The sequence below is a fragment of the Aquitalea magnusonii genome (assembly GCF_003202035.1).
Classification (GTDB): domain Bacteria; phylum Pseudomonadota; class Gammaproteobacteria; order Burkholderiales; family Chromobacteriaceae; genus Aquitalea; species Aquitalea magnusonii.
Genome location: NZ_QJKC01000012.1, coordinates 1 through 22993 on the forward strand (window position 1 = coordinate 1; position 22993 = coordinate 22993).

Annotated in this window: 18 protein-coding genes and 3 tRNA genes; 4 read left to right on the forward strand and 17 right to left on the reverse strand. The window is 59.1% G+C overall.

Translation table 11 applies throughout. The annotated features are described in order from the left end of the window. Window positions 1–374 precede the first annotated feature (374 nt). A complete protein-coding gene (gene rnr / locus DFR38_RS13325; protein WP_082693485.1) occupies window positions 375–3068 on the reverse strand; it encodes a ribonuclease R in 2694 nt (897 codons plus the stop codon). 76 nt (window positions 3069–3144) lie between these two features. On the opposite strand from rnr, the gene DFR38_RS13330 reads away from it, so the two are divergent. From DFR38_RS13330 to DFR38_RS13340, 3 genes are all read left to right on the forward strand, one after another. Further along, window positions 3145–3231 (forward strand) — tRNA-Leu (locus tag DFR38_RS13330). A gap of 50 nt (window positions 3232–3281) precedes the next feature. Then, window positions 3282–3368: transfer RNA gene (locus DFR38_RS13335), tRNA-Leu, on the forward strand. A 56-nt stretch (window positions 3369–3424) separates the two neighbouring features. Beyond that, a tRNA-Leu gene (locus DFR38_RS13340) sits at window positions 3425–3511 on the forward strand. A gap of 93 nt (window positions 3512–3604) precedes the next feature. On the opposite strand, the gene DFR38_RS13345 is transcribed toward DFR38_RS13340, so the two are convergent. Both DFR38_RS13345 and acpA read right to left on the reverse strand, forming a co-directional pair. Further along, a complete protein-coding gene (locus DFR38_RS13345; RefSeq protein WP_233170513.1) occupies window positions 3605–5020 on the reverse strand; it encodes an MDR family MFS transporter in 1416 nt (471 codons plus the stop codon). A gap of 157 nt (window positions 5021–5177) precedes the next feature. Further along, the gene (acpA, locus tag DFR38_RS13350; RefSeq protein ID WP_082693486.1) at window positions 5178–6794 is read right to left on the reverse strand and encodes an acid phosphatase; all 1617 of its coding nucleotides are present in this window, start codon (window positions 6792–6794) and stop codon (window positions 5178–5180) included. 290 nt (window positions 6795–7084) lie between these two features. Here acpA and DFR38_RS13355 point away from each other — a divergent pair, with 290 nt between their 5' ends. Further along, window positions 7085–8230 (forward strand): cytochrome-c peroxidase, encoded by a 1146-nt coding sequence (locus DFR38_RS13355; protein ID WP_239688702.1) that lies wholly within the window; start codon window positions 7085–7087, stop codon window positions 8228–8230. Between the two features lie 10 nt (window positions 8231–8240). Here DFR38_RS13355 and DFR38_RS13360 read toward each other — a convergent pair whose 3' ends face one another. The 14 genes from DFR38_RS13360 to DFR38_RS13425 all read right to left on the reverse strand — a co-directional run bounded on the left by DFR38_RS13360 (window position 8241) and on the right by DFR38_RS13425 (window position 22992). Then, window positions 8241–8732, reverse strand: coding sequence for a heme-degrading domain-containing protein (locus DFR38_RS13360; protein WP_110313525.1), 492 nt, complete (start codon window positions 8730–8732; stop codon window positions 8241–8243). Beyond that, entirely contained in the window at window positions 8729–9781 is a 1053-nt protein-coding gene (locus DFR38_RS13365; RefSeq protein ID WP_059287411.1) for an oxidoreductase, read from the reverse strand. Before DFR38_RS13365 ends, DFR38_RS13360 begins: the two co-directional genes overlap by 4 nt. A gap of 147 nt (window positions 9782–9928) precedes the next feature. Continuing rightward, window positions 9929–11224 (reverse strand): adenylosuccinate synthase, encoded by a 1296-nt coding sequence (locus tag DFR38_RS13370; protein WP_110313526.1) that lies wholly within the window; start codon window positions 11222–11224, stop codon window positions 9929–9931. Between the two features lie 32 nt (window positions 11225–11256). Next, window positions 11257–12408, reverse strand: a complete 1152-nt coding sequence (locus DFR38_RS13375; RefSeq protein ID WP_059287410.1) for an ATP phosphoribosyltransferase regulatory subunit — start codon at window positions 12406–12408, stop codon at window positions 11257–11259. Window positions 12409–12519: 111 nt separating this feature from the next. Beyond that, window positions 12520–13398 (reverse strand): protease modulator HflC, encoded by an 879-nt coding sequence (gene hflC, locus DFR38_RS13380; RefSeq protein ID WP_110313527.1) that lies wholly within the window; start codon window positions 13396–13398, stop codon window positions 12520–12522. Between the two features lies 1 nt (window position 13399). Next, window positions 13400–14602 (reverse strand): FtsH protease activity modulator HflK, encoded by a 1203-nt coding sequence (gene hflK, locus DFR38_RS13385; protein WP_110313528.1) that lies wholly within the window; start codon window positions 14600–14602, stop codon window positions 13400–13402. Further along, window positions 14589–15719: a GTPase HflX gene (hflX, locus tag DFR38_RS13390; protein ID WP_110313529.1), complete on the reverse strand. Its 1131-nt coding sequence runs from the start codon at window positions 15717–15719 to the stop codon at window positions 14589–14591. The genes hflK and hflX overlap by 14 nt, the downstream gene beginning before the upstream one ends. A gap of 141 nt (window positions 15720–15860) precedes the next feature. Beyond that, window positions 15861–16118 carry an RNA chaperone Hfq gene (gene hfq, locus DFR38_RS13395; RefSeq protein ID WP_045844760.1) on the reverse strand — a complete coding sequence of 86 codons (258 nt, stop codon included), beginning with the start codon at window positions 16116–16118 and terminating at the stop codon, window positions 15861–15863. Window positions 16119–16207: 89 nt separating this feature from the next. Continuing rightward, complete coding sequence (gene der, locus DFR38_RS13400) at window positions 16208–17620, reverse strand: ribosome biogenesis GTPase Der (RefSeq protein WP_059287277.1); 1413 nt, start codon at window positions 17618–17620, stop codon at window positions 16208–16210. A gap of 11 nt (window positions 17621–17631) precedes the next feature. Further along, window positions 17632–18771 carry an outer membrane protein assembly factor BamB gene (bamB, locus tag DFR38_RS13405; protein WP_059287278.1) on the reverse strand — a complete coding sequence of 380 codons (1140 nt, stop codon included), beginning with the start codon at window positions 18769–18771 and terminating at the stop codon, window positions 17632–17634. A gap of 3 nt (window positions 18772–18774) precedes the next feature. Continuing rightward, window positions 18775–19404 carry a YfgM family protein gene (locus DFR38_RS13410; RefSeq protein WP_110313530.1) on the reverse strand — a complete coding sequence of 210 codons (630 nt, stop codon included), beginning with the start codon at window positions 19402–19404 and terminating at the stop codon, window positions 18775–18777. Between the two features lie 17 nt (window positions 19405–19421). Further along, window positions 19422–20693 carry a histidine--tRNA ligase gene (hisS, locus tag DFR38_RS13415; protein ID WP_059287276.1) on the reverse strand — a complete coding sequence of 424 codons (1272 nt, stop codon included), beginning with the start codon at window positions 20691–20693 and terminating at the stop codon, window positions 19422–19424. A 56-nt stretch (window positions 20694–20749) separates the two neighbouring features. After that, a complete protein-coding gene (gene ispG, locus DFR38_RS13420) occupies window positions 20750–22030 on the reverse strand; it encodes a flavodoxin-dependent (E)-4-hydroxy-3-methylbut-2-enyl-diphosphate synthase (protein ID WP_059287275.1) in 1281 nt (426 codons plus the stop codon). 14 nt (window positions 22031–22044) lie between these two features. Then, on the reverse strand, window positions 22045–22992 hold the full coding sequence (locus tag DFR38_RS13425) for a RodZ domain-containing protein (protein ID WP_110313531.1): 948 nt from the start codon (window positions 22990–22992) through the stop codon (window positions 22045–22047). Between the last annotated feature and the right edge of the window lies 1 nt (window position 22993).

Here is a 22993-nt window from a genome sequence, read left to right on the forward strand (position 1 = left end):
CCTATCGGTTATTCTGTTTTTTAAAGAGCGGTGCAGGTCGCTGCGTTTCGTTTCCGTCGCTGCGTTGTCTGCTGAGGAGGCGAACTATACCGCCCTGCCCTACCCTCGTCAACACTTTGTGCGAAGAAATCTGCACATTCCAGCAAAATCCCGGCCCGCCTTGCGCTAAGTAACTGAGCAGCAAGCAACTATGCCGATAGGGTTTTATTACGGCTTTGCTGCAAGTACACCGCAGCGGATGGATAACGGCCTGCGCCCGCCATGAAAACCGGGCGATCTGGCGCAAAAAGCCGGCCTCATCCGGCACACAGGCAGCAAAAAGCCCGGCGGGGCCGGGCTTTTCTCATCCAATCCTTATCAATACAAGGAGAGGGTCACTCTTCACCTGTCTTTTTGTTAACCGTACGACGACGGCTACGTGGCGCAGCTGGGACTGCAGCCTCTCCAGTAGCGGCTGGCTTGTTACGCGCACGAGGTGCTGCAGGCGTTGCCGCCGACACGGCTGGCGGAACGTCTGAAACTGCTGCGGGCTTACGACGCCGCGCAGGTACTGGCTTGGTCACCGCGGCATCTGCGGCAACCGGCAATGGCTGGTGGACGGGTGCCGCAGCTGGTTTACGTCGGCCGCTCGGAGACTTTGGCAACGCAGCCACTGGTGGCGTGACAGGCTGCTCGACGACGGACTCTACCCTCTGACTAACTGGTTTGCGACGCGCTGCACTGGCGGCGGGCTTTGCCACCTCGGCTGTCGCTGCAGCATGTCTGCCATGACGGTTACGACCATGACCACCCTGCCCAGCCTGTTTGTGATGCTGATTTCCACCACGATGACCATGCTTTTGCTGTTCACGCTTGGCAGGATGAGCAGGAGCGGTGGGGAGCCCGGCTTCCGTCGATTCACGCACCAGCGCAAAGTCAACCTGGGCACTTTCCAGATTGGCGCTCATGACTTTCACCGTCAGGGTGTCACCCAGACGGTACTGCACTCCGCTCTTCTCTCCGACAATAGCCTGGATATCCTTGCGGAAGTGGAAGTAGTCCTTGCCCAGTTCGGAAATATGCACCAGACCTTCGGCATACACATTGTCCAGCAGAACGAACACGCCAAAGCTGGTCACGGCACTGATCTTGCCCTGGAAGATTTCGCCAATCTTGTCCTGCATATAATAAGTCTTGAGCCAGGACTCGACATCGCGGCTGGCGTCATCGGCACGTCGCTCGGTCATCGAGCAATGCATGCCAAGTTGCGCCCACTTGCCCGGTTTGTACTTGCTTCCCTGCAATACAGCCTTGATGGAACGATGTACCAGCAGGTCGGGGTAGCGCCGGATCGGCGAGGTGAAATGGGTGTAAGCCTCATACGCCAGGCCGAAGTGGCCATTATTGTCCGGCGTATAAACCGCTTGCTGCATGGAACGCAGCAGCATGGTCTGCAAGACTGGCGCATCCGGGCGACCGTGAATCTGCTCAGCCAGCTTGGCGTAATCCTTGGCGGACGGCTTGTCATTGCCACCCAGCGTCAGGCCAACCAGTTGCAGATAATTGCGCAGGTTTTCCAGTTTTTCCGGCGTCGGACCTTCGTGCACGCGATAGAGGCATTTCTGCTTGCTCTTGAGCAGGAAGTCAGCCGCACACACATTGGCGGAGAGCATGCACTCTTCAATCAGGCGGTGTGCATCGTTGCGAACGACCGGGACAATCTTGTCGATCTTGCCCTGCTCGTTGAAGATCATCTGGGTTTCAACCGAGTCAAACTCAATGGCACCACGTTTGGCACGGGCAGCCAGCAAAACCTTGAACAGACTGTAAAGGGTCTGGATATTCGGCAGCAGCGCGTTATCGGTACCATGCTGTATCCAGTCCCACACCTGGGTATAAGTGAGGCGCGCCTTGGACAGCATCACGGCCGGATAGAACTGGTAGCGCTTGACCTCGCCTTTGCCGTTGATCTGCATGTCACACACCATGCACAGGCGCTCGACATCGGGATTCAGCGAACAGATGCCATTGGACAGCGCCTCAGGCAACATCGGAATGACACGCCGCGGGAAGTAAACCGAGGTGCCACGCTCCAATGCTTCGCGATCAAGCGCATCGCCAGGCTGAACATAGTGGCTGACATCGGCAATGGCAACGATCAGACGGAAACCCTTGCCCTGCTTCTCGGCATAGACCGCATCGTCGAAATCGCGCGCGGTTTCGCCATCAATCGTCACCAACGGCAAATGACGCAGATCGACGCGATCAGCGGTGAGATCTTTTTTGCGGACTTTTTTCGGCGTTGCCTTGGCCTGGGCCAGTACATCTTCAGGAAATTCATGCGGCAAGGCATGTTTGCGCAAGGCGATTTCGATTTCCATGCCCGGGTCGGCGTAGTTGCCCAACACCTCGACGACCTGGCCCACCGGCTGACGATAGGCATCCGGATATTGCAGGATTTCCACCATCACCACCTGGCCATGCTTGGCCTCGCCCTGACTGCCTGGCTCGATCAGGATTTCATGACTGACCCGGCGATCCTCCGGAGTGACAATCCATACGCCGCGTTCAAGGTGAATGCGGCCTACCAGCTTGCTCACGGCATGATCCAGCACTTCGACAATCTTGCCTTCCTGCCGGCCACGCCGATCCACGCCGGAGGGGCGCACCAGTACCCGGTCGCCATGCATGGCTTTTTTCATTTCCCGCTCTGGCAGGAAGATATCCACGCCAGTGCCCTCTCCTTCATCAGGCAAGCCAAAGCCAAAGCCATCGCGGTGGCCGGAAACCTTGCACTTGATCAGGTCGAGTTTTTCTGCGGCGCAGATCGCGCCCTTGCGATTGATGATGATCTGGCCCTCACGCTCCATCGCCAGCAGGCGGCGCTCGAAGAAGCCCAGTTCGTTATTCTTGATGGACAACATGGTGGCCAGTTCGTCCGGGAACAGCGGCACGCCACTTTCTTCCAGGAGTTTCAGAACAAACTCCCGGCTAGGTAAGGGATTGGAATATTTGAGTTTTTCTCGTTCCAAGAAAGGATCCTGCTGACGCAGGGATGTATTTTTTTGTTTTTTTGCAGATTGGGCCATTGACACCCTCAGAAACTTGTTTATAATTCGCATCTCGTTGCAGCACTACAGCAACAGAATGATACAGCAAAGCAGTGCCCAGGTGGCGGAATTGGTAGACGCACTAGGTTCAGGTCCTAGCGCCCGCAAGGGTGTGGAAGTTCGAGTCTTCTCTTGGGCACCATTCAGCTGTATTATATAGTCTTATTGCTGTTGCAATGAAAAATTTGGTTTGCCCAGGTGGCGGAATTGGTAGACGCACTAGGTTCAGGTCCTAGCGCCCGCAAGGGTGTGGAAGTTCGAGTCTTCTCTTGGGCACCAACGATTTTTTAAGGTCGGATGTATAACGCCGGCTTGCAGTACCGACAATTTGCTTTGCCCAGGTGGCGGAATTGGTAGACGCACTAGGTTCAGGTCCTAGCGCCCGCAAGGGTGTGGAAGTTCGAGTCTTCTCTTGGGCACCAATCAAAAAGCCGTTGATCTCTGATCAACGGCTTTTTTCATTGCCTTGCAGCTGCAGCCCTCCCCTCTGAGCGACTGCCCTCCCGCCCCAGCCATCAGCGCGTCGTGGAATCATCCCTTGATGCCCCGGCCAGTTCAGCACCGGATCTGGCATCCAGTGCCACAAAGAAAAACACCGAGCACAAAGTCAGCAAGCCCATCACCAGGAAAGACCAGGCGAAATCGCTGCTGAGCAGGGTGTCATGCCCCTGCAAGGTGGTGACCAGTTGCAACGTCATTGCCGCCACGGTTACGCCAAAGCCGGCAGCCAACTGTTGGGCCACGCTGGACAGGCTGGTGGCATGGCTCATGCGGCTTTGTTCCACGTCGGCAAATGCGATGGCATTCAGGCTGGTAAATTGCAGGGAGCGGGAAAATCCGCCCAGCACAAACACCGCCAGCATCAGCACATGCGGCGTATCGACCCGGAACAGACCATACACCGCCATCGACAACGCCACCAGCACGGCATTCCAGCTCAGCACCTTCTTGAAACCAAAGCGCTCCAGCACCTTGGCCACAATGGTTTTCATGAAGATGGCACCAATGGCGGTGGAGCAGGTCAGCATGCCGGATTCGAATGGCGTATAGCCAAAACCAAGCTGCAACATCAGGGGCAGCAGGAATGGCGTGGCACCGACGCCCATCCGGATGAGAAAGCCGCCCATCACACTGGCGTGAAAAGTAGGCAAGCGCAACAAAGACAAGTCCAGCAATGGGTCAGCCACACGCCGGTAATGCCACAGATAGGCTAGCAACAGCAAGGCGCCGAGCACGCTGACCGCCAGCGACAGTTGCAACGACAACATGTGCTTGCCTTCGGTTGCCAGGCCCAGCATCAACATGGACAAGCCGATACCGGTCAGGGCGAAGCCTGTCTTGTCCAGCGGGGGCAAATGCTCTTCTTTCAGGTTCTCGATATAACGCCCCGCCAACACCATGCCGAGAATCCCAATCGGAATGTTGATGAAGAAGATCCAGCGCCAATGGAAGTAGGTCGTGATGAAACCACCCAGCGGCGGCCCGATCACCGGGCCGAGCAAGGCCGGAATGGTGAGGTAGCTCAGGGCTTTGACCAGCTCCTCCTTGCGGGTGGTACGCAGGATGACCAGCCGTCCCACCGGCACCATCATGGCCCCGCCCATGCCCTGTATGAAGCGCGCCAGCACAAAGCCGGCCAGCGAGCCACTGAAACCGCACAGGACCGAACCCAGGATGAAAACAGCAATGGCCGAGCGGAATATCCGTCTGGCGCCAAAACGGTCTGCCATCCAGCCACTGACCGGGATGAATACCGCCAGACTGACCAGATAGGAGGTCAGCGCCAGTTTGAGGGCAACCGGATCGACCAGCAAATCGCGGGCAATCGCCGGCAAGGAGGTTGCGATCACGGTCGCGTCCATGTTTTCCATGAACAGGGCGGTGGCAATGATAAGCGGCGTGAGCATGCCGCTGGCCAGTTTCAACTGCATGGTATCGTTCTGCAAAAATGTATGCGTTCAGTCTAGCAGCTTGACCCATGCGGCCGGAACGGAGGCGAAGAAGAAGTGTTAGCAGTTGTGAAAAGGTAGTGCAGGAAAAGGCAGCCCACGGGCTGCCTTTTGCATTGGGCACTCGCTACGGCAAGGCTTAATGCGCGCCCAGCTCCAGCGCATTGCTCAAGTCACCCATGACGGCTTCGCCATTAGCCTGCAAGGCAGTATCACGCTCGATAACGCCGGGCAGTGCCGGCAAGTCGAAGCGCCGGCTGATGAAACGCAGGATGGAAGCCGTGTCGTATTGGGTGTGGTCGACATAGCCTTTGCGGGCATAGGGCGAAATGATGATGGCCGGGATGCGGCTGCCCGGCCCCCAGCGATCACCTTTGGGGACTGGGGCATGGTCATAAATGCCGCCATTTTCATCGTAAGTGACCACGATCAGCATGTTTTTCCACTGTGGGCTCTGTTGCAGCTTGCCAATCAGTTGGGCAATGTGCGCGTCACCATCGGCCACGCTGGCATAGCCAGCATGCTGGTTAAGATTGCCCTGCGGCTTGTAGAAGGCCACGGCCGGCAGCCTGCCGGCCTGGGCATCACGCAGGAAGTCCGCATCGAAATCCTTCAGATGCGCCTGACGGTAAGCCTGCCGGGTCAGCGGATCAAAGGCGGCATAGTAGTTGAAAGGCTGGTGATGGGCCTGGAAATTCGGCTGTCCACCGTTGTAGATATTGCTGCGCTGGGCCAGCGAAGCATTCCAGCCGCCGGCATACCACGCCCAGCTGATGCCCTTGGCCGTCAGACGATCACCAATGGTGACTGCAGTCTGCGCGGGCAAGGTGGTGGCTTTGGTGGTATCGGCATACTGGCTTGGACCCTTGGCTCCCGGCGCATTACCGCTGGGCTGGTACAAGGGTTGCATGGTATTGACGGCATAGAACATGCCCTGACTATCCTTGGGCGTCAGATTGCTGTCGTTCTTGTAGGTCGGCTTGCCATCCAGTACCGAAGCCTTGGCACCGGCGGCAGGCGTCAGCCGTACAAACTGTCCCCTGGCATCGGTGTCGATGGCAGAAATCGAATCCTTGGCTGGAGAATCGGCCGCATCGGCATTGGGATAGCTTGGCGCACAGGCGCAGATCAGATACTGGTGATTCAGAAAGGAGCCGCCAAATGCGCCCATGAAGAAGTTGTCTGCAAGGGTGTACTGGCGTGCCAGCTGCCACAATGCCATCTTGCTGCCGTCGTAGTAGCCCATGCTCAGGCCACCCGCGTCGGAATAAGCAGCAAACTTGTCATTCTTGCCGCCATTGATCTGCATCTGGTTGTTATAGAAGCGATGCACCAGATCGCGGGTTACCACATCCTGCCCGACCTGCACGCCGCTGCCGTTTACCCCTGCCGGATCATCAATGCGGAATGGCTTGTTGGGCCAGCCCATGGTTTGTGCCTGGCTGAGGGTGACACGCTGGCCGGCAGCAGTCAGGCCATTCCAGGTTGGCGGCAATACCGGCAAAACCGAGCCATCAAAATCCTTCTGTGGGACATAGCTGCCGCGTGCCGAAGGATTGACGCCCGGTATGCCGTTGGCACCCGGATACAGGCCATACAGATTATCAAAGGCACGGTTCTCGGCAAAAATCACCACAACATTCTGAATGACATCCAGCGAGCCGCTGGTGACCGGAGCCTGCGGCATATTGCTGGCACAGCCGGCAAGAGCTGCCGTCAGCGCCAGGGAAAGCAAAGCGGGTTTGCAGTTGTGCATGAGAGTGTCCTTGTGCGGGTTCGGATGATTGTGCCGGCAGCGTGTTGCACGCGTATGATGGACGAATTAGACGGCCAAACCCGGACACAAGCAAGGTGGTGCAGCCCTGCCCCTAAGACCTGCCGTTGCGTCATCAAGGGGAGATAAAACTGGCGTATGCTGCTGCCGATTCAACCTGACTGCTCTCGACCATGTCGTCTTGCCCTCCCCACCCGTCAGCTTTGCGCATGTTTCTGTCGTGGCTGAGCTTGCTCTTGCTGCTGAGCGCTTGCCACCAGACAGCAGCGCCCGTGCCGGCCCTTTATGCGGACAGCCATCCACTACCGGCGCAACAACTGGCCGCGCTGGGGCGGCAATTATTCCATGAGACGGCGTTGTCAGCGTCCGGCAAACAATCCTGTGCCAGCTGCCACAGTCCGGCTCATGCTTATGGTCCACCAGATGGCAAGCCTGCCCAGTTCGGCGGGGTGGATGGCCGTCAGCAGGGCAACCGCGCCGTGCCATCCCTGCGCTATCTGCAAAACGTGCCGCCATTCAGCGAGCATTTCCGCGATAACGATGGCAATGACAGCGAAGATGCCGGCCCGACAGGAGGTTTTACCTGGGATGGTCTTGCCGCCAGCCTGCATGAACAGGCCAGGCTGCCCTTGCTGGCCGCCAATGAAATGGCCAATCGCAGCCCGGAGCAAGTGATTGCGCAACTGCAGGCCAGCCAGAGTGCCGGCTCGTTTGCAGCCTTGTTTGGCCGTGACATTTTTCAGGACAAGCAGGTGGCATTCAGCAAACTGGTACTGGCGCTAGAGGTGTTCCAGCAAACTCCGGCCGAGTTTTATCCCTATAGCAGCAAATACGATGCCTGGCTGCGCGGGGAGGCCGCGCTGAGCAAGCTGGAATTACGCGGCCTGCAGGTCTTTAACGATCCGGCCAAGGGGAATTGTGCGGCCTGTCATCTCAGCCAGCGGCAGCCTGACGGGGCTTTTCCCGCCTTCAGTGATTTCGGGCTGATCGCACTGGGCGTGCCACGCAACAGGGAATTGGCCGTCAATCGTGATCCTGCTTATTTTGACATGGGCTTGTGCGGGCCACTGCGGCAGGACATGCATCGTGACGAGTATTGCGGGCTGTTCCGTACGCCTTCGCTGCGCAATGTCGCCAGCCGCAAGGTATTTTTCCACAATGGCATATTCCATGATTTACGCCAGGTACTGGAGTTTTACGCCAGCCGCGATAGCGATCCGGCCAAATGGTATGGACATGGACAAGCAGGCCAGCGCTTCGATGACCTGCCCAGCCCTTATCACGGCAATATCAATCAGGAAGCTCCCTTTGGCGGCAAGCCAGGCTCACGGGCAGCATTCAATGCCCGTGATATAGATGCCATGCTGGCTTTTCTGCAGACGCTGACCGATGCGGATGTGCTACCGGCCAGCAGATGAGGCGCAAAAGCTAGCCATCCAGTGCCGGCAAATCATCGATGGCCAGCATGCTGGCCAGCACATCGACCACCAACTGGTGATCCTGCCGTTGCGGCAGGCCGGATACCACGATGGAGCCGATGCAACCGACACCGCGCAGCCGCAGCGGAAAACCACCGCCATGTGTCGCATGCTCGGCCAGGGACAAGCCGTTTTTTTCCTGCAAAGTGGTTTGCTGGCGCTGGCAATCCAAACCGACCGCCAGTGAACTGCGTTCAAATTTCTGCACCACATTATGCTTGCGGCGGGCCCAGTCTTCATTGTTGGCGCTGGCTCCGGCCATCAGCAGCTGGAAACGCCGTACCTGATTGACGGTAATGACGATGGCCAGTGCCGCGCCGCGCTGGCGAGCGGCCTCACGCAGGCGACAACCCAGCTCCCACAGCGTATCCCCGTCAAACTGGCTGAACTCCAGCCGCGCCTCCTGCTCGGCGATGATTTGCAAATCCGCTTCCACACTCATGGCAATAGCTCCTGTGCACTCACTTCCCTGCCCTGTGCCGCACTGTATTCAGCACGCTCCAGCCAGTCCATGACAAGGGTCGCTTGCTGGGCGGTGACCGGATTATCCGCTTCGCCACGGATGGCCGCAGCCAGTTGGCGATAATATGCGCGATAGTCACCTGGCAGATTGGGCAGGCTTTCTGTCTGGGGCCCGGCGGCGGCCGGCAGGAAAAGCTGGCCCGGCAAGGGGTCGACACCCCAGCCACTCCCACCCGGCGCTTTGCCCAGCTTGAGGTCAGCCTCTTGTGTATCGAGCCCGTACTTGGTGTAACTGCCCAGATCACCGTGCACGGCAAAACGGGGAATGCCGCCGCTGACCAGGCAGGAGCCATGCAAGACCACATGCATTTCCGCATAACGCAGCTGCACATGGAAATAATCAGTTGCTTGTGCTGCTGGTCGCTGCCTGGCCAGATAGGCAGATACGGCAAGCGGCTGGCCAAACAGTTGCAAGACCTGATCCAGCAGATGCGGACCCAGGTCATACCACAAACCGCTCCCGGCGCCTCCCTGCTCACGCCAGCGCTGCTGTACTTGAGGCCGGTAGCGATCAAAATGCGCGACAAACTGGCTGATCCTGCCGAGACGGCCACTTGCCAACAAGTGCTGCACGGTCAGGAAGTCGGCATCCCAGCGCCGGTTGTGAAATACCGACAGCAGCAGACCCAGCCGCTTGGCCAGCGCATCCAACTGTCGCGCTTGCTCCAGGGTAAGGGTAAAGGGTTTGTCCACCACCACGTGCTTGCCTGCCAGCAAAGCTGCTTCCGCGTGGGAAAAATGCAGATCATTCGGGGTGGCGATCACCACCAGATCGACCGCCGTATCCTGCAGGGCCTGTTGCAGGGTGGGCCACTGCCGTAGTGCTGGCCAAGCTGCACTCAGCACATCGGCCTTGCTGCTGACCACACCATAAAGCTGCAAATCCGGGCAGGCGGAAATCAACGGGGCATGAAAGGTTTTACCGGCATAACCATAGCCGACCAGCACGACATTCAAAGGAGTGGACATGCATCATCCTGACTGCGCCATCTGCAGCAACACAGATAGCTGAGGTTGGTAGGAAGGGAAGAAAGCGACAATGTTAGCGCTATCATACCGAATCGCAGCCATAAAAAAACCCACCGCTCGCGGTGGGTTTTAGGGGTCATGCCAGGCTTACAGGCCGTAGGGATGACGCAATACGATGGTTTCTTCGCGGTCCGGACCGGTGGACACGATATCGATCGGCGCACCGCATACTTCTTCGATACGCTTCAGGTAAGCCTGGGCGTTAGCCGGCAGGTCTTCCCAGCGCTTGGCACCAACAGTGGAGTCGGTCCAGCCCGGCATGGTTTCGTAGACCGGTTCGCACTTGGTCACGGCATCGGAACCGAAGGGCAGAATGTCGATCTTCTTGCCATCGAGCATATAGCCGGTGCACAGCTGGATTTCTTCCAGGCCATCCATCACGTCCAGCTTCATCACGCACAGACCGGACACACCGTTGATCTGGATGGAACGCTTCAGCGCAGCAGCATCGAACCAGCCACAACGACGCGGACGACCGGTCACCGAACCGAATTCGTTACCACGCTTGGCCAGGAAGGCGCCAATCTCGTTTTCCTGTTCGCTCGGGAAGGGACCGGAGCCCACGCGGGTGCAATAGCCCTTCACGATACCCAGCACGTAGCTGAGCATTTGCGGCGGAACGCCCGCGCCCGGTGCGGCGGCACCCGCCACACAATTGGACGAGGTGACAAAGGGGTAGGTACCGTGGTCGATGTCCAGCAGGGTGCCTTGGGCACCTTCAAACAGGATGGGTGTACCGGCCTTGTCCATGTCGTACAGGGTACGCGACACGTCAGATACCATCGGCTTGATGCGCTCGGCCAGCTTCATGGTATTGGCCAGGATTTCTTCGTAACTTACCGGCTCGGCCTTCAGCAGATTGGTCAGCAGGAAGTTGTAGTATTCAACGTTTTCCTTGAGCTTGCTGGCAAAGCGTTCCGGGTTGAACAGGTCGATCACCTTCAGGGCGCGACGCGCTACCTTGTCTTCATAGCAAGGGCCGATACCGCGACCGGTGGTACCGATCTTGCCGGCACCCAGCGCAGCTTCGCGCGCCTGGTCCAGTGCCACGTGGTAAGGCAGGATCAGCGGACAGCCTTCGGCAATCTTCAGACGGGCCGAGGCATTCACACCAGCAGCTTCCAGCTCGTCGATTTCCTTCAGCAGTGCTTCCGGTGACAGGACTACACCGTTACCGATGAAGCATTCGACGCCTTCGCGCAGGATGCCGGACGGAATCAGGCGCAGTACGGTTTTCTTGCCATTCACCACCAGGGTATGGCCCGCATTGTGACCACCCTGGAAACGCACCACAGCACGTGCGTGGTCGGTCAGCCAGTCAACGATCTTGCCCTTGCCTTCATCACCCCATTGGGTACCGATCACGACAACATTTCTGGACATTGGAAAAACCTCTTCTTCAGTCAAACTAAAAATCAGTTAAAGGGGACGATCTGCCAGCCGTCAGCGGCCGGAATCAGTTCACGGTTGCAGCCGATGGCCTCGGCTGATTCCCCCAGGTAATCAATAATCACCACCTCGCCTGCCGCGCGCAGGCGCGCGACTTCGCTCTGGGCTGCCGGCAGGTGGCGATTGGAAACACGTACACCCATGGCGCTGCCACGTTCCGGCAGGATCTGGATCAGATCACGCAGATCCAGGCTGAAACCGGTGGCCGGGCGGGCACGGCCAAAGCGGCGGCCAACATTGTCGTAGCGGCCGCCACGGGCCAGCTCCACTGCCCAGCCAGGCGCATAGGCCGCAAAGATCAGGCCAGTGTGATAATGCGTGCCGCGCAGCTCGGACAGGTCAAAGCTGATGGCAACACGGCCTTCGAAGGCACGGGCGATGGCGGACAGCTGCATCAGCGCCAGTTCGACTTCCGGCAGGGATGGCAGGCGGGTGCGGGCTTTTTCCAGCACCGATGCCGGGCCGTAGAGCTCGGGCAAGGCGAGGAAGGCGCTGCGATAAGGCTCGGCCAGACCTGCGACCTGCTCGGCGATGCTGGCGGCGTCCTTGTTTTGCAACACGGCAAACAGTTCGCGCGTCGCCTGTGGCGACAGGCCGGCCGCAGTGGCCAGCCCACGGAAGATGGCGGTATGGCCAACGTCCAGTCGCAGCTGCGGCACCTTGACCTGATCCAGCGTGGACAACATCAGCTCGATGATTTCGATATCGGCCTCGATACCGGCATAGCCGTACAACTCGGCACCGACCTGCATCGGCTGGCGCGAGCTCATCAAGCCATTGGGCCGGGTATGCACCACACTGCCGGCATAGCACAGACGGGTGACGCCGGTGCGATGGCCCAAGAGGTGAGCATCGATACGCGCCACCTGCGGGGTGATATCGGCACGCAGACCCAGTTGGTGACCAGACAACTGGTCATCCAGCTTGAAGGTTTTCAGGTCTAGCGCAGTATCACCTTCGGCGATCAGCGAATCGACATATTCGATCAGCGGCGGCAGGACCAGCTCATAGCCTGCACAGCGGAATTGTTCCAGCATCGCTGCCTTGGCAGATTCCACCTGGCGGGCAGTAGCCGGCAGGATGTCTGCAATGTATTCGGGTAACAGCCAGTTACGCATATTCCGGTTTCGACAAATAAAAGGCGGGATTCATCACCCCGCCCTGTTTACGGCAAACTGGCCGGGGTGTCCGGCCAGTCATGAAAACTGATTGTAACTGCCAGGCAGTGCTTACCTGCCCTTGCCAGCCGCCGGCGGGTTCTTGAAATACTTGAAGAACTCGCTGTTGGGGTCCAGCACCATCACGTCGTTCTTGTTCTTGAACGACTCTTTGTAGGCATCCATGCTGCGCCAGAAGGCATAGAACTCCGGGCTGCGCCCATACGCTTCCGCGTAAATTGCGGCCGCCTTGGCATCGCCCTCGCCTTTGCGTTGCTGTGCCTTGTTGTAGGCATCGGCCAACAGCACATCGCGCTGCTTTTCCGCTTCGGCACGGATGCGCTCGGCCTCGGCAGCACCTTCGCTACGCAACTGGCTGGCGACGGTACGGCGTTCCGACTGCATGCGGTCGTAGACGGAGCTGCTTATTTTATCCGGAAAATCGACACGTTTTAAGCGGACATCGAGAATTTCCACGCCTATTTTACGCGCATCTGCGTCTGCGCGCTTGCGAACCGTCTCCATCACCTGGTCGCGTTTGCCGGAAATGACATCAGCCACGGTCTTCTGACCGAATTCGGCACGCAATCCGTCGTTGATGGTCTGCTTGAGACGGGCCACGGCAGCATTCTCCGACCCAACGCTCTTGTAGAACTGTTCCACATCGACAATGCGCCATTTTACATAGCTATCCACCAGCACGTTTTTCTTCTCGCGCGTATTGAACAGCTCGGGTGCTTCGGCATCGATGGTCAGGACCCGGCTGTCGAAATAGCGCACATTCTGCAGCAGCGGAATCTTGAACTGGATGCCGGGCTGCTTGATCACCCGTTCCACTTCGCCAAACTGGAAGACCATGGCGTACTGGCGTTGGTCAACGGTAAACAGCAACAGGCTGGCAACAAACAGAATACCCAGCACAGCCAGCAGGGTTGGCATGATTTTTTGCATTTCAGTGCTCCCCGCCCAGAATGTCGCGACTACGGCCGAAATCCCGACCATTCTTGTTGCCCCGTGCCGGTGGCGTTGCAGGCGCAGCTGCCGGTGCAGGCGCGGCGGCAGCCGGTGCAACACTGGCAGGCGCGGCGGGGCTGGCGGCCTGGGTCAGCTTGTCCAGCGGCAGGTAAAGCAGGCTATTGCCATTTTTCTGGTCGACAATGACCTTGCTGGTGGCACTCATCACTTGTTGCATCATGTCCAGGTAGAGGCGGTCACGCATGACCTTGGGAGCCTTGTTGTATTCAGACAACACTTGCTTGAAACGGGAGGCATCCCCTTCCGCTTGCGACACCACTTTTTGCTGATAGGCTTCTGCCTCTTGTTCCAGTCTGGCGGCCATACCCTTGGCCTTGGGCACCACATCGTTGGCGTAAGCCAGGCCTTCGTTGCGTAGCTTGTCCTTGTCCTGACCCGCCTTCACGGCGTCGTCGAAGGCGGCCAGCACCTGCTCGGGCGGCTGCACGGCATTGATATTGACCTTGGCAATACGCACACCCAGGTCGTAGCGGTCCAGAATATCCTGGATGACTTTCTGCGACTCGGCGGCGATCTGCGCCCGGCCTTCATTGAGGACGAAATCTACCTTGTTGCGGCCCACCACTTCACGGATGGCGGTTTCGGTTGCCTGCTTCACGATATCGTTGGCATTGCGGTCGGCAGCGGCATTATTGAACAGGAAGGCCTTGGGATCCTTCACGTCGTACTGCACCGACAATTGCACATCGATGATGTTCTGATCGGCCGTCAGCATCAGCGATTCTTCCGGCACCTTGTTCTTGGCATTGCTGCGATAGCCCACTTCCACGCTGCGCAGTTCGGTGAGGTTGACGATTTCCACCTTTTCAAAAGGATAAGGTGCATGCCATTGCAAGCCAGGGTCGGTCACGCGGTTGAAACTGCCCATGCGCAACACCACGCCCTGTTCCTTGGCATCCACGACATAAAAACCGCTACCCAGCCATAAGGCTGCCAACACGCCGATTATGGCGACGGCACCGCCCTTGAAGGCGGCACGCGGTTCGGGGCTGGGCTGCTCGCCCGATGGCTTGGCGCCCAGCAGACGGGCCAGGCGCTGATTGAGATTACGGAAAATTTCGTCAAGGTCCGGCGGACCGTCACTGCCCTGACGTCCCCGATTTGGATCATTCTGCGACATATTCGTCTTGTTCTTCGTGTTGGTTATCAGGTGACTGCAAACGTTCGGCAAGTACTGTCCGCAAGAGTTCCAGCCCTTCACCGGTCAGCGCGGAGAGGCGGACCGCCTGGGCGACCTGCTCCTGATCGCGCTCGATGGCTGCCGGCAGCTGCCGCAAATCGGTCTTGTTCCATACGATCAGTTGCGGCACGCCATCGGCACCGATTTCTGCCAGCACCTTGTTGACTTCATCAATCTGGACGTCGCGCAGTGGGTTGGAGGAGTCCACCACATGCAACAGCAAATCGGCCTGAATGGTTTCTTCGAGTGTGGCACGGAAAGCGGCCACCAGGGTATGCGGCAAATCGCGAATGAAACCGACGGTGTCTGAAACGATGATCGAGGTTTCAGTATTGAGAAACAGCTTGCGGCTAGTGGTATCCAGCGTGGCAAACAACTGGTCGGCGGCATAGCTGCGGGCCTTGGTCAGCGCATTGAACAGCGTTGATTTGCCGGCATTGGTGTAGCCGACTATGGAAACCGCAGCGATGCCGGTGCGTTGGCGGCCACGGCGCTGGGTATTGCGCTGTTTTTGCACCTGGGCCAGCCGCTCCTTGAGCGCCTTGACCCGATTGCCCAGCAGCCGGCGGTCGGTTTCCAGCTGGCTTTCACCCGGTCCACGCAGGCCGATCCCGCCCTTTTGCCGTTCCAGGTGCGTCCAGCCACGCACCAGCCGGGTGGCGATATGCGACAACTGCGCCAGTTCCACCTGCAATTTGCCTTCGTGGCTGCGGGCACGCTGGGCAAAGATGTCCAGAATCAGGCTGGTGCGATCGATCACCCGGCATTGCAGCGCGCGCTCCAGATTGCGCTCCTGCGCTGGCGACAGCTGGTGATTGAAAATCACCACATTGGCACCGGTGGCCCGCACCATCACCCCGACCTCTTCCACTTTTCCCTTGCCGGCAAACAAGGCAGCGTCGGGTCGCTGGCGCTTGCCCTGGATGATGCCGGTGACAGTGACATTGGCAGAGCGAACCAGCTCGGCACATTCGGCAACATTTTCCTGATGATCCGGATCACCAAAATCCAGACAGACCAGCACTGCCTGGTCTCCAATATCGGGACGATCAAACACTGTATAGACAACCGTAGATGTGGATTCCGCCGTCACGGCAGCTGCAAGCATGCGTGGCAGAATCATGCATGAAAAAAGGCCGTCAAACCGTGTCAGCAAGACACAGCCTGGCGGCCCGCGGGGATGCAGCGATCAGCCTGATCAGGCGTCTTGCTGATCCTGCTTCTGACCCGGATGTTCGTGCGGGATGTTAACCGGACGGGCCGGAACAACGGTAGAGATGGCATGCTTGTAAACCATCTGGGTAACCGTGTTCTTCAACAGCACTACGTATTGGTCAAAAGACTCAACCTGACCCTGCAGCTTGATACCGTTCACCAGATAGATGGATACCGGCACATGTTCCTTACGCAGAATATTCAGGAACGGGTCTTGTAACATTTGCCCTTTAGAGCTCATTCGTTTTCTCCGAATCGTTGATTGTTGTATTAAATAATCTTTAAAGCCCGGCTGGCATGCTTATTTTTAGCAGAAAAAAACCCAGCCTACTATTTTTTACCACTCTTACCCCAGCGTACTTCCTTCTCGCGCCCACGCAGCTTGGACATCGGTTTCGGTTTGGCCCGGGACTTTTCCTTGGATTCTTCAGTATCGAAGGGGTTTTCCGAGGTTTTGTACTGTACACGCAACGGCGTGCCCTGCAGTTTGAACACCTTGCGGAAGGTATGTTCCAGATAACGCGTGTAACTGGCCGGGATCGCATCCAGTGCATTGCCATGAATCACGATGATAGGTGGATTCATGCCGCCCTGGTGAGCATAACGCATCTTGGGGCGCATCAGACCCGAGCGCGGCGGTGCCTGACGTTCCACTGCAACATTCAGCACCCGTGTCAGCTTGGGCGTGGCCAGCTTGACCATGGCAGCCTGGTAGGCTTCATCGATGGACTTGAACAGGTCGGTCACACCACGGCCTTCGATGGCCGAGATGTAATGGAACTTGGCGAAGTCGAGGAAGCTGATCTTGCGGGCGATTTCCCGCTTCACGGTTTCCTTTTTCTCGAAGTCCAGATTGTCCCACTTGTTCACCGCCACCACCAAGGCGCGACCTGCTTCCAGCGCGAAACCGGCGATGGTGGCATCCTGCTCGGAGATGTCCAGTTGCGCATCCAGTACCAGCACCGCCACGTTGGCATCTTCGATGGCCTTCATGGTCTTGATGATGGAGAACTTTTCGATGGCTTCGCTGACCTTGCCACGACGCCGCACGCCGGCGGTGTCGATAATGGTATAGGTATGGTCATCCCGCTCGAAATCAATATAGATGCTGTCGCGCGTGGTACCGGCCTGGTCAAAGGCGATGACGCGCTCTTCACCGAGAATGGCGTTGACCAGGGTCGACTTGCCGACATTGGGACGACCGATCACGGCGAATTTGGGATGGTAGCGGGCTTCTTCTTCCACTTCGTCAGGGAAGTCTTCCAGCACCATTTCCATCAGTTCGCGCACACCATCGCCATGCGCGGCAGAAATCACCAGCGGCTGGCCCAGGGCCAGCTCGTGGAATTCCGCGCTGGCAATGGCGTGGCTGATGCCTTCGGCCTTGTTGACCACCAGGAAGACCGGGCGGTCGATCTGGCGCAGGCGATTGGCGATGATCTTGTCCTGGGGGGTGATGCCGGTACGGCCATCCACCAGGAATACCACGGCATCGGCTTCGTCCACGGCCTGCAGGGTCTGCTTGGCCATTTCGAACAGAATGCCTTCATCCACTACCGGCTCAAAACCGCCGGTGTCGACCACCAGATAGGGTTTGCCGCCCACTCGACCATGGCCGTAATGGCGGTCGCGGGTCAGGCCAGGCTGGTCGGCGACCAGGGCGTCACGGCTGCGGGTCAGCCGGTTGAAAAGGGTCGACTTGCCCACATTGGGGCGGCCGACCAGCGCTACGGTAGGTTTCATGGTTACAGCTTTTACTCAATAGACAGCAGCGACAGGCGACCATTATTCCCCTGTACCAGGGCAGATGCGCCCAGGGAGATGGGCTGGGCGGTTGCGCCTTCGCTGCCAAGTTTCACACGGCCCACCAGGCTGCCGCTTTCATTGGACAGCAGGTGGCCATAGCCTTCACCATCGATCACCAGGACAAAACGTCCGAGCATGGCGGGGCCGGATACATTGCGGAATTTCAGGGCATCGGTCTTCCACAGGCTGCGACCGGTACTGCGGTCATAGGCCCAGACCGAGCCGTCTTCCGCAGTCACATACAATTTGCTGCCATCCAGCGCCACTCCGCGGCTGGAGGACTGTTCGCGTGCCCACATCAGGCTGCCGCTCTTGGCATCGAAGCAGGCGACACGCCCCTGATAGGCGACGCTGCAGACCTGCCCGCCGTCATAGACCGGACGGCTGGTGATGTCGGTGATGCGTTCCAGCTCGGTTGCACCGCGCGGGTTGGCCACCACGCCTTCCCACAGCGTATTGCCGTTGGCCGGGCTGATGATGTCCAGCTTGCCGCCAGGCAGGCCGACCATGACGGCTTCGTTACCCACGGCTTGCATGGAGCCGGTGTTGCGCACCAGCAGTTGCGGCTGGGCATGGGCAATCGACCATTGCTGCTTGCCGTCCGCCAGGCTGAAACCGGTCAGGCGACCATCATTGCTGCGTACCACCACCATGCCACCGGCGATTTGCGGTGCTTCCAGCAGCACGCTGGTGAGCGATTGTTCCCACAGCGTCTTGCCGCTGCTGCGATCCACCGCCAGCAGCGTGCCTTCCTGGGTTCCCAGCACAACGGTGTCACCAGCCACGGCCACGCCGGATGACAGCTGGCGCTTGAGCGCGACATCAGCGCTGACCCGGCCGCTCAGTGCATCCACCGTGCGCACATGGCCGGAAGGGTCGGCCGCCACGACATTGCCATTGGCGTATACCGGGATAAAGCCGCTGTCGGAGGCTGCTTGCGACAGCGTCCATTTCACATTCAAGGCCTGGATGGGCTTGATGGCCGCCAGCGGTGTGGGTTTTGCAGCGGAAGAACTTTCAAACCAGCTGGCGCAGCCGGCCAGCATGAACGAGGAAAGAACAGCAGTAACCAGCAGTTGGCGGCGCATCAATTAACCTCCCAGTGCGTCGAGTTTGGTCTGTATGAACTGGCGGTTGGGCGATTCGCCTACCAGTTTGGCCAGGGCGGCCTTATAAGCATCACGCGCCGCGGCCTTGTCGCCCTTGGCTGCATGCACGTCACCCTTTTGATCGAGGAACAGCGCATCAAATGCACTTGGATGCGCCTGGCCCAGTTCGGCAATCGCTGCATCATAACGCTTTTGGTCGAGCTCGATGGTGGCCAGACGCAAATGCGCCACGGCCACCATGGATTCGTCCTTCACGTTTTGCACCACCCAGGACAGCTGGGCCTGGGCAGTGGCCAGATCATTCTTTTCGAACGCCACCTTGGCAGCCAGCAAGGCGGCATCTGCCGCATAGGCCGTACCAGCATAATCCGACTGCAGCAAGCCGGCTGCGCCTTTCACCTTGGCCAGGTCCTGGCTCTGCGCAGCCTGCTCGACATCCGCAAACACCACGGCGGCCTTGCTGGCCTGTGCGTTCTGGTAATAGCCGAAAGCCTTGTAACCCAGATAAGCCACGCTGATGGCCACTACCGCGCCGCTGATGAGCTTGCCCCACTGTTGCCAGAAGGCCTTCATGGAGTCGATCTGTTCCTGTTCCTGCAAGTCGTACGCCATGGCGCACCCCCCTTATATCAAGCCTTGATAGCGGCAATGGTCGAAGCTACCTGGTCGAGCGCCACCGTCTGCTGTGCGGCATCGGCACGCATCGGTTTGACGACGGCCTGACCGGCAGCCATTTCGTTTTCACCGATGATGACGGCAAATTCCGCACCGCTGCCATCGGCCTTTTTCATTTGCGACTTGAAGCTGCCCTCACCCAGATGCTGGATGACCGACAGGCCGGCCGTGCGCAGTTGCTGTGCCAGCTTCATGGCATACATGGCCGCACCGGCGCCCTGCTGCACGATGTAGACATCGACGCTGCGGGCAGCGGGCAGCAGGCCCTTGTCCTGCAGCAGCAGCAGGACCCGCTCCAGGCCCATGCCAAAACCGATGCCAGGTGCCGGCTTGCCGCCCAGCTGTTCGATCAGGCCGTCATAGCGACCGCCGGCACACACCGTGCCCTGGGCGCCCAGCTCGGTGGTGACCCACTCGAATACCGATTGATTGTAATAATCCAGGCCACGCACCAGCCGCGGATTTTCCACGAACTCGATGCCCAGACTGGCGATCATGCTCTTCCAGCCTTCGTAGTGAGCGCGTGAGGCTTCGCCCAGGTAATCGGACAGGCGCGGGGCCTTGTCGGCCATGTCCTGCAAGGCCGGGTTCTTGGTATCCAGCACGCGCAGCGGGTTGGTGTACAGCCGGCGCTTGCCGTCTTCGTCCAGGATGTCGACAAAGCCTTCCAGATAGGCAATCAGTGCCTGGCGATGTTGCGCACGTTCTTCGGCATTGCCCAGCGAGTTGATTTCCAGGCGCACATACTGGCTCAGGCCCAGGCGCTGCCACAGGTCGGCGGTCATGGCGATGATTTCGGCGTCGATATCCGGGCCGGCAAAGCCCAGCGCCTCGATGCCCATCTGGTGGAACTGGCGGTAGCGGCCTTTCTGCGGTTTTTCGTGGCGGAACATCGGGCCCATGTACCACAGCTTTTGCGTGGTGTTGTACAGCAGGGTGTGTTCGACCACCGCACGCAGGGTGCCGGCCGTGCCTTCCGGGCGCAGGGTCAGGCTGTCGCCGTTGAGGCTGTCGATGAAGGTATACATTTCCTTTTCGACCACATCGGTCACTTCGCCGATGGCGCGCACAAACAGCGGGGTGGTTTCCACGATGGGCGTGCGGATGTTCTGATAGCCATAGTCGGCCAGCAGCTTGCGCAGCACACCTTCAAAATATTCCCATTGGTAGGATTCGGCGGGCAGCACATCATTCATGCCCTTGATTGCCTGCAATTTTTGCGCCATTTGTTCAGTTCTTCTTGCTATTCGATTGATCTTGTCAGCGGAGCCAGCCGGTCCGCTCAGCGTTGTGGCTGGATCGGAATGATGCGGTTGCTGCTTTCGCGACGTTTGCTGCCACCTTCGCCGTAGCGGGTCTGCACATAATCGTCGACCAGCGCCTTGAATTCGCTGGCGATATTGTCGCCTTTGAGTGTCACGCCTTTCTGACCGTCGACATATACCGGTGCCACCGGCACTTCGCCGGTGCCAGGCAGCGAGATGCCGATATCGGCCAGCTTGCTTTCGCCCGGGCCATTGACCACGCAGCCCATCACCGCCACTTTCATGTCTTCCACGCCAGGGTATTGCAAGCGCCAGATCGGCATTTGCTCGCGCAGATAGCTCTGGATCTGGTCGGCCAGTTCCTGGAAGAAGGTGCTGGTGGTGCGGCCGCAGCCGGGACAGGCAGTCACCAGCGGGGTAAAGCTGCGCAAACCCATGGTTTGCAGCAGTTCTTGCGCCACGACGACTTCGCGGGTACGCGCTTCGCCCGGTTGCGGGGTCAGCGAGATGCGAATGGTGTCGCCTATGCCCTCTTGCAGCAGGATGGCCAGGGCGGCAGAAGATGCCACAATGCCCTTGCTCCCCATGCCGGCTTCGGTCAGGCCCAGATGCAGCGGGAAGTCGCAGCGGCTGCCCAGATCGCGGTAAACGGTGATCAGGTCCTGCACATTGCTGACCTTGCACGACAACAGGATGTTGTCAGCCGGCAGGCCCAGTTCCATCGCCTTGTCGGCCGATTCCAGGGCTGACACGATCAGCGCCTCGCGCATCACCAGTTCCAGCGGCAGCGGTTGCGGCTTGCTGTTGTTGGCATCCAGCATGCGCGCCAGCAGCGCCTGGTCCAGGCTGCCCCAGTTGACGCCGATGCGTACCGGCTTGTCCAGTTCGGCGGCGGTGCGGATCATGAAGGCAAACTTGTCGTCGCCCTTGGCACCTTTGCCGACATTGCCCGGATTGATACGGTACTTGGCCAGTGCGCGGGCACAGTCCGGATAGTCTTTCAGCAGACGCTCGCCATTGAAGTGGAAATCACCCACCAGTGGCACATTGCAACCCATGTCATCCAGCCGCTGGCGGATTTCCGCCACCCGCGCCGCCGCTTCCGGCGAGTTCACGGTTATGCGTACCAGCTCGGAGCCGGCCTGGGACAACTGGTAAACCTGTTCAACTGTGGCGATGGCATCTGCCGTGTCGGTATTGGTCATGGACTGCACCACAACCGGCGCATCCGACCCCACCATGACATGTCCCACCCTGACCTGGCGGGTGGGACGTCGCGCGATATTCACGCTATTCATGCAAAAATCCGCATCTACTTGAGTTCAATTTTGGCGGTAGTGCCACGAATCTTGTCCGTCAGGGCGACGGGCTGTCCGTTAAAGCTGAGCTGTACCTGGGCCGCATTGCCGATTTTCAGCTGGAATGGCGGCGTGCCGGTCAATTCCTTGCTGCTGCCAGCTTCCAGTGTGCCGTACTGCAGTTTCTTGCCGGTGGCATCGATGACTGAAATCCATGCCGCCTGCTGTGCATTCAGCTGGATGTGCCCGCTGGCAGCGTCGGCCACCGCCGCACTGGCTGCTGCCTTGCCGGCACTGCCGGCCGGGCTGGCTGCACTGGCAGTCACTGCCGCAGCGGCCACCGCGGTCGGCTGAGCGGCAGCCTGACTGGCCGCCGCAGCCGCTGGGGTGGCCGGTTCTGCCACCACCGCAGCCGAGGCCGTAGCCGCTAGCGGTGCGGATGCGGCAGGCGCGGAAGCGGCCTGCTGCGTCAGCATGGGTTGCAATGCCTGGGCCGGCGCCGGCGCAGCACTGCCCTGCCGGCCAGCCAGCCATAAGGCGCCACCAGCCACCGCCGCCGCCACGACCAACAGCAGCAACCATTTGCCGGTTTTGCCGGCAGCAGCTGCCGGGGGCGGCACCCGGGCCAGGGTTTCCGCCATGCTGGCGGGCTGGCCGGCCTGCTCCTGCTTGACCAGATTGACCACGTCATTGACGGCAGAAGGGAAATGCTCTTCCAGCTGCGCCATCAAGGGCTCGGCATCCACCTTGAGAAAACGGGCATAGTTTCTGACAAAACCACGGACAAACGTTGCACCCGGCAATTGCTGGAAGTCATCTTTTTCGATGGCATCCAGTTGCCGGACAGACAGTTTCAGCCGTTCGGCCACTTCACCCAGACTCATGCCGGCCTGTTCGCGCGCTGCTTTCAGCGCTGCGCCGACACCCAGTCTGGCCGACTGGCCATGCGCTTCCTGTTCCATC

What these genes read in the sequence shown, in the direction of transcription:
- DFR38_RS13365 (WP_059287411.1), bottom strand. Translation starts at nt 9,781, where the DNA reads ATGTCCACTCCTTTGAATGTCGTGCTGGTCGGCTATGGTTATGCCGGT.
- hisS (WP_059287276.1), bottom strand. Translation starts at nt 20,693, where the DNA reads ATGGCGCAAAAATTGCAGGCAATCAAGGGCATGAATGATGTGCTGCCC.
- DFR38_RS13410 (WP_110313530.1), bottom strand. Translation starts at nt 19,404, where the DNA reads ATGGCGTACGACTTGCAGGAACAGGAACAGATCGACTCCATGAAGGCC.
- acpA (WP_082693486.1), bottom strand. Translation starts at nt 6,794, where the DNA reads ATGCACAACTGCAAACCCGCTTTGCTTTCCCTGGCGCTGACGGCAGCT.
- hflC (WP_110313527.1), bottom strand. Translation starts at nt 13,398, where the DNA reads ATGCAAAAAATCATGCCAACCCTGCTGGCTGTGCTGGGTATTCTGTTT.
- DFR38_RS13345 (WP_233170513.1), bottom strand. Translation starts at nt 5,020, where the DNA reads ATGCAGTTGAAACTGGCCAGCGGCATGCTCACGCCGCTTATCATTGCC.
- DFR38_RS13425 (WP_110313531.1), bottom strand. Translation starts at nt 22,992, where the DNA reads ATGGAACAGGAAGCGCATGGCCAGTCGGCCAGACTGGGTGTCGGCGCA.
- ispG (WP_059287275.1), bottom strand. Translation starts at nt 22,030, where the DNA reads ATGAATAGCGTGAATATCGCGCGACGTCCCACCCGCCAGGTCAGGGTG.
- hfq (WP_045844760.1), bottom strand. Translation starts at nt 16,118, where the DNA reads ATGAGCTCTAAAGGGCAAATGTTACAAGACCCGTTCCTGAATATTCTG.
- DFR38_RS13375 (WP_059287410.1), bottom strand. Translation starts at nt 12,408, where the DNA reads ATGCGTAACTGGCTGTTACCCGAATACATTGCAGACATCCTGCCGGCT.
- DFR38_RS13360 (WP_110313525.1), bottom strand. Translation starts at nt 8,732, where the DNA reads ATGAGTGTGGAAGCGGATTTGCAAATCATCGCCGAGCAGGAGGCGCGG.
- DFR38_RS13370 (WP_110313526.1), bottom strand. Translation starts at nt 11,224, where the DNA reads ATGTCCAGAAATGTTGTCGTGATCGGTACCCAATGGGGTGATGAAGGC.
- bamB (WP_059287278.1), bottom strand. Translation starts at nt 18,771, where the DNA reads ATGCGCCGCCAACTGCTGGTTACTGCTGTTCTTTCCTCGTTCATGCTG.
- rnr (WP_082693485.1), bottom strand. Translation starts at nt 3,068, where the DNA reads ATGGCCCAATCTGCAAAAAAACAAAAAAATACATCCCTGCGTCAGCAG.
- hflK (WP_110313528.1), bottom strand. Translation starts at nt 14,602, where the DNA reads ATGTCGCAGAATGATCCAAATCGGGGACGTCAGGGCAGTGACGGTCCG.
- der (WP_059287277.1), bottom strand. Translation starts at nt 17,620, where the DNA reads ATGAAACCTACCGTAGCGCTGGTCGGCCGCCCCAATGTGGGCAAGTCG.